Annotated in this window: 15 protein-coding genes; 7 read left to right on the top strand and 8 right to left on the bottom strand. The window is 51.3% G+C overall.

Going from position 1 to position 19,584, the window contains the following annotated elements; genetic code table 11:
* Positions 1 to 193: 193 nt before the first annotated feature.
* The 4 genes from KO508_RS11705 to KO508_RS11690 form a co-directional block, all read right to left on the bottom strand.
* A complete protein-coding gene (locus KO508_RS11705; RefSeq protein ID WP_252738081.1) occupies positions 194 to 691 on the bottom strand; it encodes a tyrosine-type recombinase/integrase in 498 nt (165 codons plus the stop codon).
* Positions 672 to 1,130, bottom strand: a complete 459-nt coding sequence (locus tag KO508_RS19075) for a site-specific integrase (protein WP_216008487.1) — start codon at positions 1,128 to 1,130, stop codon at positions 672 to 674. The genes KO508_RS11705 and KO508_RS19075 overlap by 20 nt, the downstream gene beginning before the upstream one ends.
* Positions 1,127 to 1,885 carry a tyrosine-type recombinase/integrase gene (locus KO508_RS11695; RefSeq protein WP_216008486.1) on the bottom strand — a complete coding sequence of 253 codons (759 nt, stop codon included), beginning with the start codon at positions 1,883 to 1,885 and terminating at the stop codon, positions 1,127 to 1,129. Before KO508_RS11695 ends, KO508_RS19075 begins: the two co-directional genes overlap by 4 nt.
* Before the next feature lie 227 nt (positions 1,886 to 2,112).
* Positions 2,113 to 2,490 carry a tyrosine-type recombinase/integrase gene (locus KO508_RS11690; protein ID WP_216008851.1) on the bottom strand — a complete coding sequence of 126 codons (378 nt, stop codon included), beginning with the start codon at positions 2,488 to 2,490 and terminating at the stop codon, positions 2,113 to 2,115.
* Between the two features lie 548 nt (positions 2,491 to 3,038).
* Between KO508_RS11690 and KO508_RS11685 the strand changes: the two genes are divergently transcribed.
* From KO508_RS11685 to KO508_RS11665, 5 genes are all read left to right on the top strand, one after another.
* The gene (locus tag KO508_RS11685; RefSeq protein ID WP_216008485.1) at positions 3,039 to 4,892 is read left to right on the top strand and encodes a TRAP transporter permease; all 1,854 of its coding nucleotides are present in this window, start codon (positions 3,039 to 3,041) and stop codon (positions 4,890 to 4,892) included.
* Positions 4,893 to 4,935: 43 nt separating this feature from the next.
* Positions 4,936 to 5,961, top strand: a complete 1,026-nt coding sequence (locus KO508_RS11680) for a TAXI family TRAP transporter solute-binding subunit (protein WP_216008484.1) — start codon at positions 4,936 to 4,938, stop codon at positions 5,959 to 5,961.
* A gap of 103 nt (positions 5,962 to 6,064) precedes the next feature.
* A complete protein-coding gene (locus KO508_RS11675; protein WP_216008483.1) occupies positions 6,065 to 7,114 on the top strand; it encodes a TAXI family TRAP transporter solute-binding subunit in 1,050 nt (349 codons plus the stop codon).
* A gap of 257 nt (positions 7,115 to 7,371) precedes the next feature.
* Complete coding sequence (locus KO508_RS11670; protein ID WP_216008482.1) at positions 7,372 to 9,039, top strand: SulP family inorganic anion transporter; 1,668 nt, start codon at positions 7,372 to 7,374, stop codon at positions 9,037 to 9,039.
* Positions 9,040 to 9,624: 585 nt separating this feature from the next.
* Positions 9,625 to 10,404, top strand: coding sequence for a TetR/AcrR family transcriptional regulator (locus KO508_RS11665; RefSeq protein ID WP_216008481.1), 780 nt, complete (start codon positions 9,625 to 9,627; stop codon positions 10,402 to 10,404).
* 589 nt (positions 10,405 to 10,993) lie between these two features.
* Here KO508_RS11665 and KO508_RS11660 read toward each other — a convergent pair.
* On the bottom strand, positions 10,994 to 11,908 hold the full coding sequence (locus tag KO508_RS11660) for a LysR substrate-binding domain-containing protein (RefSeq protein WP_216008480.1): 915 nt from the start codon (positions 11,906 to 11,908) through the stop codon (positions 10,994 to 10,996).
* A gap of 163 nt (positions 11,909 to 12,071) precedes the next feature.
* Between KO508_RS11660 and KO508_RS11655 the strand changes: the two genes are divergently transcribed.
* Together KO508_RS11655 and KO508_RS11650 are read left to right on the top strand one after the other, a co-directional pair.
* Positions 12,072 to 12,872 (top strand): response regulator transcription factor, encoded by an 801-nt coding sequence (locus KO508_RS11655; RefSeq protein WP_216008479.1) that lies wholly within the window; start codon positions 12,072 to 12,074, stop codon positions 12,870 to 12,872.
* A gap of 228 nt (positions 12,873 to 13,100) precedes the next feature.
* Positions 13,101 to 14,984 carry a hybrid sensor histidine kinase/response regulator gene (locus tag KO508_RS11650; protein WP_216008478.1) on the top strand — a complete coding sequence of 628 codons (1,884 nt, stop codon included), beginning with the start codon at positions 13,101 to 13,103 and terminating at the stop codon, positions 14,982 to 14,984.
* Here KO508_RS11650 and KO508_RS11645 read toward each other — a convergent pair.
* The 3 genes from KO508_RS11645 to KO508_RS11635 are packed head-to-tail and all read right to left on the bottom strand — an operon-like array spanning position 14,971 to position 19,544.
* Entirely contained in the window at positions 14,971 to 15,912 is a 942-nt protein-coding gene (locus KO508_RS11645) for a diguanylate cyclase (RefSeq protein ID WP_216008477.1), read from the bottom strand. The two genes, KO508_RS11650 and KO508_RS11645, sit on opposite strands and share 14 nt — an antisense overlap.
* 30 nt (positions 15,913 to 15,942) lie before the next feature.
* Positions 15,943 to 18,273: a response regulator gene (locus KO508_RS11640; protein ID WP_216008476.1), complete on the bottom strand. Its 2,331-nt coding sequence runs from the start codon at positions 18,271 to 18,273 to the stop codon at positions 15,943 to 15,945.
* 8 nt (positions 18,274 to 18,281) lie between these two features.
* Positions 18,282 to 19,544: an ABC transporter substrate-binding protein gene (locus KO508_RS11635; RefSeq protein ID WP_216008475.1), complete on the bottom strand. Its 1,263-nt coding sequence runs from the start codon at positions 19,542 to 19,544 to the stop codon at positions 18,282 to 18,284.
* Between the last annotated feature and the right edge of the window lie 40 nt (positions 19,545 to 19,584).

Below are 19,584 nucleotides of genomic sequence, written 5' to 3'. Positions count from 1 at the left end.
TTCCCAATCCCATTATGTTCCGTTGACTTTGGAAGACCTTGAAAACATAGGGAGGTCCCCTTGCACTGAGGCACATGACGATCACAGGGATTCTAACCATTGCAGCAGCTCAGAATTGGATCGCCATACTAGCTTTCGGTGGGACTCCGCCGGAGAATCCCGAACAGACTCACAGACTCACAGACTCACAGACTCACAGACTCACAGACTCACAGGTGCGTAGCGCGTCCACTTTCACTCGGAGGGTGATCTCGGCGTATCGGTTGGTGGTCTCCAAACTGACGCGTCCAAGCCAGGCGCGGATGACGTTGACCTCGACACCTGCTTCAAGCAAATGCACGGCCGTCGTGTGGCGTAAGACATGGGGTGAGATGTGCCGCACTGTGCCATCTGCGCTTTTCTTCACCACCTTGACGGTATGACGCCGCACGATCTTGTAGATACCAAATCTGGTCAGCGGCGTACTGTTGTGGACCAGGAAGACGGCGTCATTGGAGTGGCGTCGTTGCCGATTTTTCTCCAGTAAGTCCTGCATCAGACCCGCCGTTCGCATCCACAAAGGACAGGTACGCCATTTGTCACCTTTACCATGCAGCAGTACTCGAGGCTCAGAACCAAGTTCCAAATGCATTGCGTGCAGATCCGCTACCTCCTGTACGCGTGCTCCGGTGTTATAAAGGAAGCGAAGCAAGGCTTGGTCGCGCAGAGCCTGAGGGTGGGCAAGGCAGCGAACAGAGCATTAATCTCGTTGCGTTCGAGATACAGAGTCTCGCCCGGTTGCCGGCGTTTGACGGGAATGGAGGCCATTTGCTGTGCTTCCCCGAGCACGCAGGGCTCACGCCGGCAAGATACTCGAAAAAGGTATGCAGCGCCGCCAGGCGCTGGTTTCGGGTTCTAACCCCATTACCACGTTCCTGTTCAAGGTTTTGCAGAAAATGGCGCACTCGCTCACCAGTGAGATCGGCCAGTTTCAAGCAGGTGATCCGGCAATGCTTATCCTTTGTAGCGAATTGCAAGAACAGGCGCAGGCTCTCCTTATAACTTCGGATGCTGGCCGGGCGCAGCCCCCGTTGGCATTTAAGGTGATCTTCTAAGAAGGCAAAGACGAGAGGCTCCAATTGATCAGTCATGATAGTTCCTCCTCTTTGCGGGGATCGGCGAACTGATCGAACCGTTGGCTCGCCTCCCGGAGCAGTGCTTCGGTGATGGTCAGATACCAGGCAGTCGATGCCGGGTCGGCATGGCCCATGAAGGTTGATAGATGAAAGGGTCGTTGATTGGGATCCACGCCGGTGCGATACCAGCGGAGCAGAGTTGCGACCGCGAAGGAATGGCGCAGGCAGTGCAGATGAGGTTGGCGTACGCCAGATGGCACGTACGGATCCATCTTCAGTATCAAGTGGTGAAATGTCCGACTGACCGTCTCAGTACGCATTGGCTTGCGCTCTGGGAATAAGCTAAAAGAAAATACCGGATTATCCGGCTGCCATGGCGCATACCGATCAACGCCAAACTGTAGATAGACAGCGATCTGTTGCGCCATGCGCGGGCCGAAGGGGACCAAACGCGTCTTGCCAAACTTGCTCTTGTCGATCGCCAGAAGGCTGCGCTGGCAATCGACGTCGCGATACCGAAGATGCACAATCTCGCCGACACGCAGGCCCAGACCGTACATCAGCCTGAAGATTGTTCGGTAGACTATGCCACGACAGGGTGCCCGGGAATTGTCCGGAAGCTGTGACGCCAACGTCAGGATGTCTTCCACCTGAGCCGGTTCGAACAGAAAGGGTTTAAGCTGGGAAGTCACCGGCTCAGGGTGAGCACGAACCGGAGAATGCGCTAGCCGCTCCTGAGTCACCTGCCAGGCAAAAAAGCAGCGGAGCATTCCCAAGAGGTGGTTATAGCTGCGTGGGCGAGGGCGTGGCCGCGAAGCGAGAAAGGCGTCAATCAACGCCGGTTGCACTAACGCCGCATCGCTCACCCGTTCCTCGATCAAAAATCGATCGAATAATTACAAGGCGAGCTCTTCAGTATCAAATTTTCGGCCCTGCGCGCGCTTGTAACTCAAGTAAGCCGAAAAATCCTTGCCCAGTACGCTGTGGAAGGAGGCGGTCATGGCAACACCTCCTCGTGGCCCGGCGCCACCATGCGCAGGGTTTCCACGTCCACCTTGGTATAGATGCGGGTGGAACTTGGCGATGCATGACCAACGTAATCGCCGATGACCTTGAAGTTGAGCTCGGCATCGACCAATCGCTGTACGCAAGTGTGGCGCAAGGTGTGCGAACTCGGGCGACGGACATTAATACCCGCTTTGCGCAAGTAGTGCGTCGCGCGGCTGGACACAGTAACCGCCGGTACAGGTCGGACGGGCGCCACAACCCGGAAAACAGCCTTCGCTCCTCGACGTGTGGGCGTGCATTTTTTAAGTACTCGAGAATAGCTTCGCCTACTACTGAAGAGAGAGGGTACGCAGTGGTGTGTAGAGATAAGGTCAACCTATACCCCCCCCCCTTACCGAGCTGAGAAAAGGTCGTGCCGAAGAGGTTTTGATATTTGCGGATGGTCAGCGTAGTAGTGCGGGGTGTCAAAGTCTCGGTGCCATCGTCTTCGCTCGTAGATGAGTTCCCGGGAAAGACTGGTTCCCGTGGTCAGGTTGTATCCTCTAAAGGTTTTGACACTATTTGTTGAAAAGTGCACCTTATTAAGTAACCTCCATTATATTGTGTTGCTTTGGCAGATGCGTGTTAAGTGATTTTTTGTTGCCTTGACCGTGCTAATTTTGGCTGAAGATAGTTATGTAGGCTGCTATTCAGTGTTCACACTGCGTTCTTTTTGGCTATCGATGCGCTGAGTCATGACCAAAGCTGGGTTTCTTCTGCGGTGAGCCACGCGCTACTGATTATGTTAAGTAAATATGACTAATTATAATTGACATCCATTAAATTCGATGTTTTCATACAGCGATAATACAAAAACAATTCTGGATGGTTCTGGGAGGATAGATGCTTGCAACTTACAGTCGTCGGATAGGGCTCGTGGTCGGTGCGGTACTGGCCATGTTGGCAATCTACGTGGCCTTGTTCGGTACTTTTGATCCGGCGTACCATCGGCCTCTTTTTTTCGCCGCTTGTGTCTTGGTTGCGGTGCTTGTTCGGCCATTAGCCGTGGTGTACAACGTCCGCAAGCGAGAATTAGTCGCTATATGTTGGATGATCGATCTCGTGCTGCTTGGCGTCCTTCTGTTGGGTATTCAGCGCTTCGTTGCTTCTGCGGCCAATCTTCAGAATATGTTGGTCTCCTATTCCCTGGAGGATCAGTTAATTGCGCTGGGTGCATTGATCGCTCTTATCGAATTTACGCGCCGCGAGTTTGGCCTTGGATTATCCCTCTTCAGCGCCCTGACCCTAATTTATTGCTTCTTCGGTGAGTCGCTGCCAGGTGTTTTCCAGCACGCTGGGTTCACAATGGGCCAGACCATAGAGGGAATGTGGTATGGCTTTACTGGTGTATTCGGAATGCCAGTGGCCGTGGTAATCGAGCTGCTCTTCATTTACATCGTTTTTGGGGTCATGCTGGAGGCTACCGGTGCTGGCCCAGCTCTGATTCGAATGGCTATCCGCGCTACGGGACGGATAGCCGGTGGCCCCGCCCATTCCGCCATTCTTGCCAGCATGTTGTTTGGCACTATGTCTGGCAGCGTAACCGCTAACGTTGCCGGCACAGGCGCCTTTACCATTCCAATGATCAAGAACCGGGGATTTAGTCCTGCATTTGCTGGAGCTGTGGAGGCGGCGGCGTCGACCGGAGGTCAAATTATCCCTCCGGTCATGGGCGCGGTGGCCTTCCTGATGGCTCAATTGACTGGGACCTCATACTTGCTCATCTGTCTCGCCGCTCTTTTACCCGCTATGCTTTATGTGGCGGGTTTGTTTTGTGCGGTGTACTTCGAGGCCAAGAGCCTGGGTATCAAACCAACGCCCAAGGACGAACTGCCTGTCTTGACCCGCGATGATTGGCTCCGGTCGCTGATGTTCATCGTTCCGGTAATAACAGTAATCGGAGTTATGGCGACTGGGCGCTCGCCAGCCATGGCTGGGGTGTTGGCCACAATCTCGGCGATGGTCTTCGGGTTTTTGAATCCGGAAATCCGCCGCGCTCCTCAGAATCTAATGTACGCGCTGGCACAAGGTGGAGTGGCCGGCTCGAAAATAATGATTGCAGTCGGCGCGATCGGAATCATCATTGCGGGGATGAACTTGACCGGGTTGGGCCTTAGCTTTGCCCAGTCTGTGGCAGCGATTGGAGGCGACAACCTCTTCCTGAGCTTGGTGCTGACTGCTCTAGGGTGTCTGGTTCTCGGCATGGGCATGCCAACTCTGCCTGCCTATTTGATCATAGTGCTGGTCATGGGGCCCGCCATTGAACGTTTTGGTGTGCCCACCATAGCAGTTCACATGTTCGTCCTCTACTTCGGGGTACTTTCGGCAATTACGCCTCCAGTGGCCTTAGCTGCTTTTGCCGCAGCCCCAATCGCTCACGCGAACCCCCTCATGGTCAGTCTCGTCTCGATCCGGTTGACACTCGTTGGTTTCATTATTCCGTTCCTCTTTGTATTTAATCCATCGCTTCTTCTGGGAGTTGGATCTGATCCGGTAGAGCTGTTCTGGGGCCTGCTACGGATCGCAGCTGTGATATGGGCATTGACGACGGCCTTTTCTGGCTATGGGTCTCGACCTCTAACCATGATTGATCGCGGACTACGTATTTCCGCAGCCATCCTGCTCATGGTTAAAGGTACCTCAATTGAACTGATCGGGCTCGCCTTGGTAGGGCTGTTGTTCTTCGGAGACAAAATCTTTGCTCGACGAAGACGGATAGCGAGCGAATGAGTAATAACGACAATACAACAACAATCAGAAGGAGGGCACACTGATGTCACTAGTAAAACGTAACTTTGCATTGGCGCTTGGCGCCGCACTGGCTGTCGCAGCAAGCATGACGATAGCTGAAACCCAAATCAGAATGCACACGGCGGGACATGGTAATTCTGCATTTGTCTTTTCAGCCACGATGCAATCTGTTCTGCAGCGAAACCTAGACGTCGGCATCAATATGACATCGGGTATGGCCTCTAGCCGCTCAACACTAGATGCCGCTAATGGTCGGGTGGACTTCTTCATATCGGCGCCGGCCATTAACCACTACATGGACACCGGTAGCGCAATGTATGCGGAGATGAACGAGGCGCCGGAACTTTATAAGAACGTTCGAAGTGTACTGAACTTCCCTCTGGGGCCTTATCATGTCATCACTTATGCTGATTCCGGAATCCAAACGCTTAAGGATATTAAAGGTAAGCGTGTTTTTTTGGGCCCCCCGGGCGGCGGGGCCACTACCGTCGCTCTGGCGATTGTAGAGGGTTCAACAGGATACAAGGCTGGCGTTGACTATGACCAGGCCCGCCTTGACTGGTCTTCTGGTCAGCAAGCTTTCCAGGATCGACAGGTTGATCTAGCTATTATTCCCACTGAGCTCCCTTCAGCAATTATCTCTCAATATGCTCTATTGGGTGAAATTCGTCTGATTGGCATTCAGGAAGAGCATAAACAGTCTGAGGCAATGCAGAGCGTGTTGGCGATCCCTGGGCGAACTATTGAGCGCATACAGCCTGACATTTACGGCGAAAATCAGACCAATACCGAGATAGTTGAGGCGGTGGGCTCGTGGGTTGGCATCGGCACTCATAAAGGTGTGGATGACGAGCTGGTTTACAACATCACGAAGACGATTTTCGAGAACATCGAAGCCTTTCACAAGGCGGCGGAGTGGATGAAGATGATCACACTCGAGACTGCGCTCAGCGAGATTAACGCGCCATTGCACGCCGGAGCCTATCGCTACTACAAGGAGGCCGGTGTCGAAGTGCCTTCAGATCTTATTCCTCCAGAGATTAAATAAGTTGTCGGGCGGCGACCAATTTAAGTTTGGTCGCTCATATTCGATCCCTGTACACGGGCTATTTAGACTTTTCCCCGTGCTTGAAAAGAAAAGGAAAATATTAATGCTCAATTTAAGAACTGTAAAACGTACCGTGTGTCTGTTCTTGGCGGCACTTATGCTCAGTACATCCGTGACAGCATGGGCTGAGGATACGATCCAGCTACGGATGCATACCGCATCTCCGGGAACATCTTATTTCGTAGTTTCGACCACTATGCAGACGGTTTTGCAGAAAAGTCTGCCCGTTAAGATCAACCTGACCTCAGGCATGGCGTCGCCTCGCTCGGCTCTGGATGCGTCCAGCGGGCAAGTTGACTTCTACATCTCGTCCCCTGCCATTAATCAGTACATGCAGACGGGCACCGCCATGTTCGCGAATATGCCCTCGGCGCCAGAGCTCTCCGAGGAACTTCGAAGCGTGTTCAATTTTCCGACAGGGCCTTATCACATTGTTACCTACGCCGACTCTGGAATTGAATCTCTGGATGACATCAAGGGAAAGCGAGTCTTCCTCGGTCCTCCCGGGGGATCGGCAACGACCACCGCTCTTGGAATTATCGAGGCAGCAACCGGCTTCGAGCCAGGTGAGGACTTCGAACAATCTCGGCTTGATTGGTCTTCGGGGCAGCAAGCTTTTCAGGATCGCCAGGTTGACCTAATGATTATCCCAACCGAAATGCCTTCAGCGCTGATCTCACAATTCGCTCTCCTGAACGACATCCGACTTATCGGTCTCTCTGAGGATGATATCAAGACGCCGAGGATGCAGGAAATTCTGGGTATTGTAGGGCGCACAATTGAGCGTATTCCACCGGACCTCTACGGTGACAGTCAGGCCAATGATGGATCCGTAGTAGCGATTGGCGCATGGGCGGGGATTGGTACCCATGCTGGCGTCGAAGAAGAGATTGTTTACAAGGTAACGAAGACGATCTTCGAGAACATCAAAGCTTTTCATCAGGCGGCGGACTGGATGAAGGTGATCACACTCGAAACGGCGCTCAGTGAGATGAACGTGCCATTGCATGCCGGAGCCTATCGCTACTACAAGGAAGCCGGTGTCGAGGTACCTTCTGATCTTATTCCGCCCGGGGTAAAAGATAAGTTATAGCCATACAACTATAAGTAGAATTAAGGGGCTCGGGCAAAACTCAATGGTCTGATTATTGGTTCAAGCCGATAGCAAAATATTTGGCTATGAATCGCGCAACCACTCCTGATAGAGGCAGCGTGAGCATGCTTCAGGGCAGGAAGACGCTCATCTTGTCAGTCTTTAGGTGAGAAGCAGTATGTTCGAGCCCATAGTGGCTCTCACTCAGGCGTTACACATTGCCGCTCAGAGCTTTTATGAGGGGGTCCCCAAGCAAAATGCTCTTCAAGCTCTTTCCTTTCCTGAAGTGGGCCAGGCCCACAAAACAGCAGGCCCGGGCAGATGCCATTGCCGGCATAACGGTTGGGCTGGTACTGATTCCCCAGGCGCTGGCTTATGCCCAACTCGCGGGGATGCCCCCCGTCACGGGGCTCTATGCCGCCTTGCTGCCAGGCATTGTCGGGGCATTGTTCGGCTCATCGTCGATACTTGCGGTAGGGCCTGTTGCGCTGACCAGTCTGCTGACCTTTGCAGCGCTTCAACCCCTGGCCGAAGCTGGGTCACCGGAATGGGTGGTTATGGCGATATGGCTCGCCCTCTATTCCGGTCTCATGCAGTTTGCCATGGGCACTTTCCGCATGGGCATCCTCGCCAACCTCGTCTCAAATGCCGTTCTTCAGGGGTTTGTGAACGCCGCCGCAGTCATCATAATCGTTTCTCAGGTGCCCTCCTTGCTGGGTTTCAGCACGGGCACCGAAGGCGGCTGGCTATCCACGATCCGGCACGAATGGCAACAAGACTCCTTCCGGCTAATGGTAACCGCCGGATTCGGCCTGAGTGGCGTTGTGGTCTTGCGCTTACTCAGGAAATTCTCAGCACGCTTGCCGGCTGTGATGGTCGTGACATTGATTGGAATTGCCGGCAGCTACCTGCTGGGATTCGGGGGGCACGGTGGTTCCGTCATTGGGCCTATCGGTAGTGGCCTCCCCGAGCTTTCGCTGCCTTTGACGCTTTCCATTGATCAGCACCTGGCCCTCCTTCTGCCCGCGGCTATCATCGCCCTGATCAGCTTTACCGAAGCGATGTCGAGTTGTCGCACCATGTCGCGAATGACCGGAGAGCCCTGGGACAGAAATCAGGAGCTAATCGGTCAGGGACTGGCAAAAATGGCCAGCGGCTTCAGCGGCGCCTTTCCTGTCAGCGGTTCCTTTTCTCGCACGGCGCTGAATGCCTACAGTGGCGCAAAAACCGCCCGATCCACCCTGATCGCCTCGCTGGTGGTGCTGACCTCCCTTTTCGGCTTCACACAACTCCTGTATCACCTGCCGACCGCGATTCTTGCCTCCATTATCATCGTGCCAGTCACCCGGCTGATTGATGTCCGATCCCTTATCAGGTTATGTCGCGAGAACCCCAAGGATGGCGCAGTAGCCATCGTTACGCTGATTGTGACACTGCTTACCGTGCCCAATCTTTACTGGGGAATAGTGGCGGGAATGGCAGCCTCTCTGCTCGCCTTTCTGTATCACCATGCCATGCCGCGAATCATTGAACTGGGTGTCCACGAAACGGGTGGGTTTCGTGACAGAAGCCTTTATCAACTGCCACCCATTGCCGAGGGGATTCTTGGCCTTCGTATGGATGCATCCCTAACCTATCTGACAGCGCCAATGCTGGAACGCGCTATTCGCAAAAGAGTGGATGCCGATCCGAACGTACGAGCAGTGTTAATTTCCGCCTCCTCCCTGAATCAGGTCGACTCTACCGGCCTAGATACGCTTCAGGATATCTGGTCCTTCCTAGATGCAAGGGGCATTACCCTCTATCTGTCCGGCCCCAAGCTCCCGCTGAGGGAAGCGCTTTCACGGACAGGACTGGCCCAGCACATCAAAGAGGAAAATATTTTCGCAACTGATTCGAAGGCTATTGAGACTTTCTCCTTGTGAAATAAAAATCTTCGGAGATAAAGGCTAAAGGTGGGATATAGCTCAGGGAGCAAAGCATTATCCGAGAATGAGTTTTAGGCTTTTGCGCGCTCCCGCTCTTTAGAGTCCAAATTTTGGTTATGCGTGTTCTAACTGTACCTGCGCATATTATAATGCTATGGCATTACTAAGGCTGCAGAAATGTCTTTTTTGGGCAATTGGCGGCTGCTAATCTTTAAGTCAATCAGGGCATACCTAGCTGGTCAGCTCATCTTGAGTAGCTACCGATTCACTTCCAGAACAACAACATGGTACTTTAACGCCAATTTCATGAGAGTTTTTTGGTTAATTTTCTCTTCGCAGGACTTGAACTGCGTGCTACCATGTTATAATGGAAATGGTTTAAAAGGCTCAATAGGACCCCATGTATCACTAGGTCAGTATTGCTCATAGTGTCCCACCAATCGACACGCGGGTATGAACGGATGTAAGGGGATGATTTAAGCTTGGCTAATTCGTGCGCTATGCGATAAAGCAAGCGTTTGTGCCTATTCAATAATTATTGCTGTGGTAGATTGACCACACTTTTAAAAATGGGCAACTGTAGTGGCTGATGTTAAGAGCAAGAGCAAGAGCAAGAGCACACAAAGTAAAAGTAAACTCCCGGCGATCAACGGTACCCGCCTTGAATTAACACTAGCTGCGGAAAAAGTATTTGCCCTCAATGGGATTAGGGGGGCCACCCAGCGACAGATTCGAGAGGAAGCGGGGCAAAAGAATGAGTCAGTTATTCATTATCACTTTGGTTCTCAGGATGCGATTATCGAATCCGTGCTCCACCTACATTCAAAGCCCATGGATCAGTTGCGGCAGGATATGCTAGCCAAGGCTCAGGCAGAAAGTTCGGGGCACCTGATTTCATCGGAACAGGTCGTGCGATGCCTACTTTTGCCGCTGGCTCACTACTTACTGGATAGGAGAAGCCCTGGCTACTATTTGCGTTTTTTGGTGCAATTGCGTGCAGACCGAGCTGCATGGCGTAAATTCAGTGGCGTGCATGATAAAGGTCTTCGTAGGTGTTTGAGTGCGCTCCGCGATGCCAAGCCATACTTACCCACAGCTATTGTCAATCAACGTTATGCGAATGCTGTGTCTCTGCATCTTTCCGGAATGGCCGTACTCGAACAGATAATATCTGAGAAAGGTGCCAAATTCCGATCAGATGAGGGATGGGTCCGAGTTGAGGATTTGATCACAACAACTTCAGCCATGATAGATGCCCCCCTGTCACCCGCTACCGTGGAAGCCATTCAATACTCGGCGGAATATCAGCCCTCACCCTCCTATCACGACGTTTCTTTAAGGCGAAGCCGGCCGGAAGAATAACCGCTGATTTTTATGCATTTCGACGTAGCCTACCGGCCGACTTGCCAATCAAAGGGCAGAAGAATGATTTTAAAAATGCGAGAGGTGTCACCGTGGACTTGATGTACCCACTGTAACCGTCCGGCAATCCCATCTTGAGTCTAGCGCTACAACTACCAGAAAAATGGTCACCTAAATTACTAGAACTTGAGCCCAAAATGTAAAAATACGCATTACTCGGATGCCCTTTACGCCGCTTCGCTCCATAAAAATCACCGGTGCGCTTTGTGTCATAGTCCAACCCGAATGCCCGCTTTGCGACCGGAGTGGCGAATCCCATATTTGTATAGGAAACCTTAGATAGGAGCTACTATCCCTGTCTGGAGAAAACCTAAGCTTTGCCATTTGCTTACTACATTCGCATTGGTCAGGACAGCACCGGCCCACAACGTGCAATCGAAAGCACCTCCACTGGGCTGCGTTGAACGGTGGTTCAGGACCCTTTGATTTGCCGTGGAGAGTACCGCGGTGAATTTGAAGAGCAGTGCCGTGATTTAAGGATGTACGTTGCGGCTAGTTTGGATGCCGGGTTTGAATGAGTGGATCTTGCTTATTTGTGTACCTCTTTCTGGTTTCCAGCTTCCGTTAGCGTTTCCTTAATGGCTTCAATAAAGCAGCGTGTAGTCAACGTAATGCCACGAATTGAGGGTGTAAGACTATTTAACTGGAGTGGTTCGGGCAGAACGTTTTCGCAAACGGGCATGAGCGCACGACTGTCGAGCTCGTTTCGGCATACTAACAATGGGAGGCACGCAACTCCTAGTCCAGCTTTGGCAGCCTCTTTCAGTGCGTAAAGATCAGGAGCCATGACAGCGGGGTTTTTAATAATTCGGGTGGTGTTTTTTGTCACCCAAGGTTTGGGGGCGCCATAGGTGCCCCAGACAAGAAGTTGCTGGTCTCTTAAGTCTGCCATTTGTGTCACATTATTCAACCTCCGGATAAAACTCGGACTTGCAAGCAATTGCTGTTGTAAGGTCGCTAGTGGACGGACTACGAGGTCGGTGCTATCTATCGGAGAAGGGTGAACGCTGAGACAAAGATCGACGTGGAGTAAGGCAGTGTTGACTGCATTGTCAACGATGTGAACTTCATAGCGTACGTCTGGGTTTTTGCTTTGAAACTGGCTCATAACGTCGAATAGCCAGTTCGATAGAATCGTTGGTATGGCTACGCGAATAAGTCCGCCCGGCTTTTTTTGTGTATTTGAGGCGCTAATCTGTGCAGCATGACCTGCCGCCAACATATCAAGAGCGTGTCGATAGATTTCTTCACCTATTGTTGTAACAACAAGTTTGCGGTTGTTGCGGTTTAGCAGCTGAACGCCCAACCGTTCTTCAAGATGCCTAACTTTTTTACTCAGTCCAGACTTCGCGACACCCATATGTTCCGCGGCTGCTGAAAAGCTACCTAGCTCCACAACCGAAGTGAACCAGAACAACTCAGTAAAATAATCTGCATCGCGCAACGTTCTATCCTCGGTATAACAATTTATTGTTTGGCTGGAGCAATGCCTGCGATATTCGTGATATGTTACTGCGGCGTAATGTCTGGTGCTTTTGAATGCACGGTTTAAGGCTTTGCTTGCGCGGAAAACCTCCAAAAAAAGTTTGATTTAGGGTAAATGGTCTATGGATAACACCAGAGCGGCATTTGGTGAGCATGTTCCATCCATTGATAAGATGTCCAGACCACACATTTTAGTGGTTGATGATTCGCCCGATGATGTCCGCTCTGTGGTGTCGGCAATGAACGATCAGGGGTGGCGAATTTCTCTAGCTCATGATGCCCGTCAAGGTTTTCAACGAGCACTTCTATTGCAACCCGACCTGATCTTGTTGGATGTCCAAATGCCCCACATGGATGGCTTTACTTTTTGCCGTTTACTGCGCGAGTCTGACGCAGCGCGGGTTACACCTGTTATTTTTCTTACTTCAGCAGGGTCGTTGGATCATCGCTTGGAAGGGCTTCAAATGGGGGGCGTTGATTACATTCTCAAACCTTACGAACCCTTGGAAGTGCTGGCGCGTATGCGAATCCATCTCCAGCTACAGCATCGAGATACGTCGGAACTTGGCGAGCCTGTGCTGGCGACTACAAGTGAGGACGAGCTCCTGCTGAGGGCGGTAGTGCGCTACATTTCGCAGAACCTAAGAGAGCTTCCGTCGCTACAAGAGATCGCGCGTAGTGTAGGAACTCATGATAAACGCCTATCTAAGTTGTTTCGTGAGCATATGGGGGTGACAGTATTTGCGTATATCCGAGAAGTACGCTTGCGAAAAGGTCAGGAGCTGCTGAGTGATAGCAACCTGAGTGTACAAGACATTTCTGAGTGGCTCGGTTTTGGCAGTGCTTGCAACTTTACGACGGCTTTTCGCAATGGCGTAGGTATGACACCGACCCAGTTTCGTCAGCAGGCTAAGGGCAGCTGAACTGGTATATCGATACCTAATGGCAAGCCTGACCGTTTCACTTGCCGTTTATTCTATATCGCTGTCTGTGCAGGAAACGCTGAAGCCTTGTACTTCGGCTGGGAATGACTTTGCTTTGAGATGATAAATAGCGGAGGCTCTATTTGCGAGCGTTGGTTACTTGGCGCTCATGATCAGATGCAGGTTTTGGTAAGTGTTGTCAGTTAAAGCTCAAGGTGGGTTGAACCAATGCTGTGGGATGAGATAGGGGTCGTTCACAATGTGGCATCCAGCGGTCTCGCTGAGGGGGCCCTCCTTGGTGCCATCTTACTTCTTGTTGGCATGGGCTTGGTGATTAGCATAATTACGCAATTTTACCTGCTGTCGCTTAGTTGTTTGGCTCTATTTTTTTACTCGTTAATGTCCCTTGTAGTAGCCGGTTATTTGCTCTATTTACCATCGCTGTTGCCTTGGACTAGCGAGCTGATCGGACTACTGTCAGCGGCTTTCGCAGTATTTTTTTACGCCTATTGTTATTCACTTTTTCAGGTGCGCTTTTGGGGTTCATGGATGAGTCTCGTATTTTGCGTCTATGCCTTCATTGGTTCTATAGGGCTTTTGGCAGGCGCTTTTGTAGATCCCGTATCGAGTTCCGGTTTGTATTCCTTTTTCATGATTGGACATTACCCTCTGGTGATGGCTTTACCGTTGTTCGCCTTTTACCGGGGGATTAAGCTTGGCAAGCTTGCATGGCTGCCCGGAGGTCTGGTGCTGGTTCAGATTGGCTGGTGGTCATGGCAGCAAACCGGGGAAAGTCTCTGGCATTATAGTGCGGAACATCCAAGGGAGTCTGTTTTTGCTCTGAGTGTCGTCGTCATAAGTACGCTGATTTTTGGCATTGTCCGTTCACTACAGCAAAAGAGAGATGCCCTTGCCGAGGTGTCCTTTCTGCAGCGTGTGGAGAGTGAACGGCTTGAGAAACAGGTTGATTTACGCACTCGGCAATTACGCGAAGCGCTACATGCTCGAAGCACGCTGCTGGCGCGAGTTAGTCATGACCTTAGGAGCCCGCTCAACCGTATCATTAGTAATGTGCGTCAAGTGAAAGCTCAGCTGATTCCTGAATATCTCAACAAAATTGAACGCATCGCTCTTCAACAAATTGAGTTCATTGACGACCTCCTCGAGTTCTCCAAAACTGAGTTGAGTCAGATTGAACTTAGCCTGGCGCCCGGATATCTGTTCGGTTTTTTGAGAGAGATTGAAGATGAAGGGGGCTACCTCGCTTCACGTCAGCGCAACCGGTTGAACTGCTCCTTTGCGGAGGGGTTGCCTAGGCTGGTCAACGCCGATTTCCGTCAACTCCGGCGGGTTTTGATCAACCTGTTGAATAACGCAGCCAAGTTCACAAAAGAGGGTTCAATTGATCTGAATGTTGAAACTATCGGAAGCCAAGGGCGGGAGTTTTGCATACAGTTTTCAGTTGTAGATAACGGAATAGGGTTGCCAGAGGGGGCGAGTGACAGAATACTGATGCCATTTCAGCGTGGCAGTAATGTAGAGAGTGTAGAAGGTGTTGGGCTTGGTTTGTCGATCGTTAAAAACTTGCTGGCGCAGATGGGGTCTCACCTGAAGTTTGAGAAGAATGAGGAGGGGGGCTGTAAATTTAGTTTCGTGCTATGGCTGAATGACGCTTCGGAAGAAGAGATGGACTCAGTGTTTGTGGAGAGTCATGTCGACACGACTGATGGCGGCGGGCGTAGCCTTATGATAGTCGATGATGTGGCGTTACCTCGAATGTTTCTCGGTGATCTTTTTTCAGGTTATGGCTTTGAGGTGACGTTGGCAGCTAATGTGGAAGAAGCTATAGCCGGCCTGAGAGATACACAGGTTGATTTGATTATTACTGATCAGTTTATGCCAAGTGCAGATGGTTGGGATTTACTGAGGGAAGTTCGTCGTCTCCGTCCCAAGTTACCGGTATTACTCTATTCGGCTTCTCCTGCACGCTCTCGGCCCGATATGCAAGACTTGTCTTTCGATGCTGTATTGCTTAAGCCGTCTAGTACAGAGGATCTATTATCCTGCATAGATCAGGTCTGCCCAATCCATTCGTCTCTTATTTCACCGTAACCTGATTACGCCCTTTGTTTTTTGCTTCATACAAACACTGGTCGGCTACCGCGATTAAACTTTCAAGACTGCTTTCGGTATCTGGCGTTATACTTGTCGCGCCAATGCTTACGGTAAGCCAAGGAGCGACTGTGGACGTTCGATGGGGGATATGGAGGCCGTATACAGCAGCACGGATACCTTCAGCGATGCTGCAGACACCTTTTTTATCGGTGTGAGGCAGAATACACGCGAATTCTTCACCGCCATATCGGCTGGCAAGATCATGTTTCCGCTGCATCTGCAGATTGATTGCGTTGGCAACCTGTTCGAGAACTTGATCGCCCGCTTGATGGCCGTAGTGGTCGTTGAAGGGCTTAAACGCATCAACGTCAAGCATTATTAGACCGAGTGGTTCTTGGAGCTTGGTAAGGCGCTGCCATTCCGCATTCAAAGCCTGATCAAAGCTGCGTCGGTTAGCAAGTCCTGTGAGGCCATCAAACTGAGCCAGTCGCTGCAGTTGCATGCGTTGTCGCTGGATGAGTAGATGGTTGCGTACCCGAGCCCTTAGAATGGCGGGGCTAAAGGGTTTTGCTATGTAGTCTATAGCCCCGAGGCTCAGCCCTTGCTCTTCGTTAACTTCTTCATCCAGAATCGTCAGAAATATCACGGCGATGTGGGCTGTCTTAGGGTTCTGTTTTAGGCGGCGACAGACCTCAAACCCGCTAATGTCTGGCATATGCACATCCAGAAGGATCAGGTCTGGTTGTTCGCTCGCGGCTAGCTGAAGCGCCTGCTCTCCGCTATGCGCTTGTATTGGATTGCAAATATCCTCGATCTCTGCAGACGCAAAGGCAAGGCTCAGAGGTTGATCGTCGACAATAAGGACTTGCTGTCTGCTATAACTCGTTGATTTTGTGCAGCGTTGCTGGCTTAGAAGGCTATGCATGAAACCGGGTTCCGACCTTGTGTGGGCAAATCACCGTTGAAAGTGCTGTTGCAATTCCTGTGTGGCATCCAGCGTCGCATGATAAATGTCCTGCACTAATTGCTGTATCGCCTGAGCATCCCCATCCCGAGTTGCCCTTTTCAAGGCCTCGCCGAGGTTTTTCAGGTTATTGAGGCCTACGTGCCCGGCGGTACCGATCAGGTCATGGGCGTGCTGAAGAAGTTGTTGCGGCTCTGTCTGTGCTGTCAGTGATTGAAACACCTGCCCGCGTTGCTGGCAATCCTCAAGGAGCATGTCAATCATAGTGTTGAACTTTTCCGGGGCAATAAGGCGTTTGAGATGCTCCAGTGGCCTTGGATCCAGAGCCCGGCTCTGGCTCTTTTTGCAGTATTTCGCAAGAATTCTCAGGAGTGCCTTGTCATCTATAGGTTTGGCTACATGCGCGTTCATGCCTGCTTCAAGGCACGATGCCACATCCCGCTCAGTGACGTTGGCTGTCATAGCGATGATTGGAATCTTTCTGAAGCGTGGGTTTCTGCGTAACTGGCGGGTTGCACTGAGGCCATCAAGCTCTGGCATCATCATGTCCATAAGAATCACGTCGTAGGTATTGTCAGCCGAGGCTTCAAGCATATCCAGGGCCTTCTGCCCGTCGCTGGCATTATCAACCAGAATGCCCGCATCCATTAACAGTTCGCTGGCAACAAGCCGGTTAAGTTCGTTGTCATCTACCAGAAGTAGGCGAAGTCCCTGCAGGTTGTGAGTGGGCTCAAGCTTCTGACTGAGGGGAGCAGTTGCGGGAGTTGTTTCATCCGCCTCGGGGAGATAAACCCGAACACGAAACCAAAAGGTGCTGCCCTGGCCGAGTGTACTGCAGACTCCGGTACTGCCCCCCATCAATTCGGCAAGGTTGCGGGAAATTGCCAAGCCTAGACCTGTACCACCGAACCGTCGGGAAATCGAGTTGTCAGCCTGATGAAATGGCTGGAACAGCTGCTGAATTTGCCGGTCGTCCAGGCCAATGCCTTGATCTTCAACTTCACCGTACAGATACAGAGTGTTATCGGTTTCCTGTTCTAATTTCAGGCGAATAACGATCTGCCCGTGGTCGCTGAATTTTATTGCATTGTTGGTATAGTTAAGCAGAATCTGGCTAATCCGCATCGGATCGCCGACGAGCAGGGCAGGGCAGTCTTTCACATCCAGAGCCAGACTCAACCCCTTGCTTTCAGTCGTTTCTTCAAGCATTTCTTCGACATCGGTCAACAATTCTTCGGGAGAAAAAGAAATGGTCTCTACGGAGACATGACCGCTGTCTATCTTTGAGTAATCCAAGATATCGTTAATAATGCCCAGCAAATGCTCACCTGCACGCATGATTTTCTCTACCCGGTCTTTTTGGCGAGGCTCTAGCGGGTGGCGAAGGCTGAGTTGTGCGAGCCCCAGAATGGCATTCATTGGGGTGCGGATTTCGTGGCTCATCGTTGCCAGAAAGTTGGCTTTGGCCTGAGCCACTTGTTCTGCAAGCTCCCGTGCTCTGGCGTTATCTGCTGCTTCAACCTCCAGTCTGTCGGCTCGTAGCATAGTGTCACGAAACACTTGGAGAGCCTTTGCCATTTCGCCGACCTCATCATGGCGTTGAGTATGTTGGATATTCTGTTGGTAATCCCGAGTACTCAGTCTGCGCATTGCGTTGGTCAGTTGTTTTATGGGGCGTGATATCTGAGTAAATGACAGGTAGGCCGAGAGGCCGATGACGGTCACCAGAGCCAGGCTAAAGAGCAGCGTTGTATTGAATAGAGTGTTGCGGGTTGTCATATCAAGAGTTTGTGAAGCCCTCTGAAAACGCGTGATAGTGGCTTCTTTGAGGTCGTCCATGTCTTGACGCATCGCGTTGAGTTGCGGGTCAAACTCTTCATGAATGATATTAAGAGCCTTATCGCCTCGCCAGCGGGCGGCGGAGTTAATAATTGCGTCAGCCAGCGCAAAAACTATCTCTTTCTGTTGCTGAATTGCGTCGAGTTTTGAATTTCCCTCATCAAGCAGTGGTGCAATGCGTGTGATTTTATCATCGAGCTGGATCTGAAGATTCTTGAGCTTTTCCTGTGTTGCCCGCATCTTTGCCACTTCCTGTTCGGTCAGAACAGAGAGTACAAGTTTGCTGGAATCGCTCAGGTCCAGTAGGGCCTTGTTGATCAAAAGTGAGGCCTGAGCATCTCTGTTCAACAGAGCACGGTAGTTGTGATTCACGTCGTACAGATTAGTCATGGAATAGAACGTGATGCTGACAGCCAGAGCGCCTAAAAGGAGAACCAGCATAACGATTTTGCTGGTCAGTTTAAGATTACTGAACAGATGCATTGGCTTTCCTATGGGCGAGGTGCTTGAGAAATGATTTGAGCAAGGCGGCTTACCGCCTGGCTGTTGCTTATGTGGCCCATAAGGTGATCACTGATAACTTTGTAAAGAGCATTTTTGACAGGCCCGGGGTTGGCGTTTCCCATTGCAATCGATCCCAACATCGCTCTTCGCATATTGGCGGCACGCATGTCGTTGATAGCTTGCTGACCACATTGGTTAAAGTCCGCTCGAGGCACGTCCACCCGCGCGGGCGCAGCGCCGGTAGCGATGTTGAGATCTCGTTGCAACTCAACGTCCATAAGTGTCTTAACAAATGTGTTTCTTGTTTCAGGTTCGACGACATGGTCTTTGAATAGGATGTACTGATCACTATTGAACAGTACTAATCCCTGAGTATCAGGAAAGCGATAACAGTCGTAGTCACGACCAGGGACAAGCCCACTGGCGTTAAACTCACCGTCAACCCAGCTTCCCTGAACCTGCAGCAAGGCCTGTCCTGACAGTACAAGTTCGGTGGCCTGATTCCAGTTGCGAGTGATTGCCCCCGCGTCCAGAAAGTTTCGTAACATGCTCATGCGTTGAAATATCTGATCTATGATCTTCATGTCGAGTGCAGTAGGGTCCAGATCCAGAAATACTCGCCGATAGAACTCTGCCCCCCCGGCCCCAGCGGCCACCGATTCAAATAGCAAGGTATGCTCCCAAGCCTCTCTGCCAATTGCGATTGGGATCAGTCCGCTGGCTTTGGCTGTATTGAGCATATTAATCAGATCTGGCCAGGTGTCCGGCTGCTTCAGGCCCAAGCGTGTTAGTTGTGCATGATTCACCCAGAGCCAATTGGTGGAATGCGTGTTTATAGGCACACCCACCCAGTGTCCCTGATATTTCGAAAGGTGCTGGATAGCGAATGGGATGACTTCATCCCACTGGTATTCCTCGGCGATATTATCAAGGTTCAATAGCTTGCCTTGGCGGGCCCAGTCGCGAATATCATAGCCAATAGCCTGTGATGCCATGGGCGGATTTCCAGAAGCTACTCGCTTGCGCAACTCGTCGCTGAATCGATAGGTGCCGCTTCCGGCAACGGCCTCGGCGTGCCAGCCAAGACCCTGCTTTTCTATATAGCGCTGAATAATACCAATGCTATTTTCCTCACCCTCGGAAACCCACCAGTGAAGAATGTCGACAGTATTGTTTGCAGAGGGGTGTGCTGCCGCTGTTGCACAAAGCAGAAAGCAGCAGATAAAAGCAATTGAGCGCGGTTGGGGCATTACGGGACCCATGGGGTGGCTGGTAATCGTCTTTGATTTT

Origin of the sequence: Marinobacter salexigens (assembly GCF_018860765.1) — a bacterium.
In the GTDB taxonomy this organism is placed as follows: Bacteria; Pseudomonadota; Gammaproteobacteria; order Pseudomonadales; family Oleiphilaceae; genus Marinobacter; species Marinobacter salexigens_A.
The sequence above is the reverse complement of the archived record's forward strand: the minus strand, read 5'-3'. Positions and strand labels throughout refer to the sequence as shown.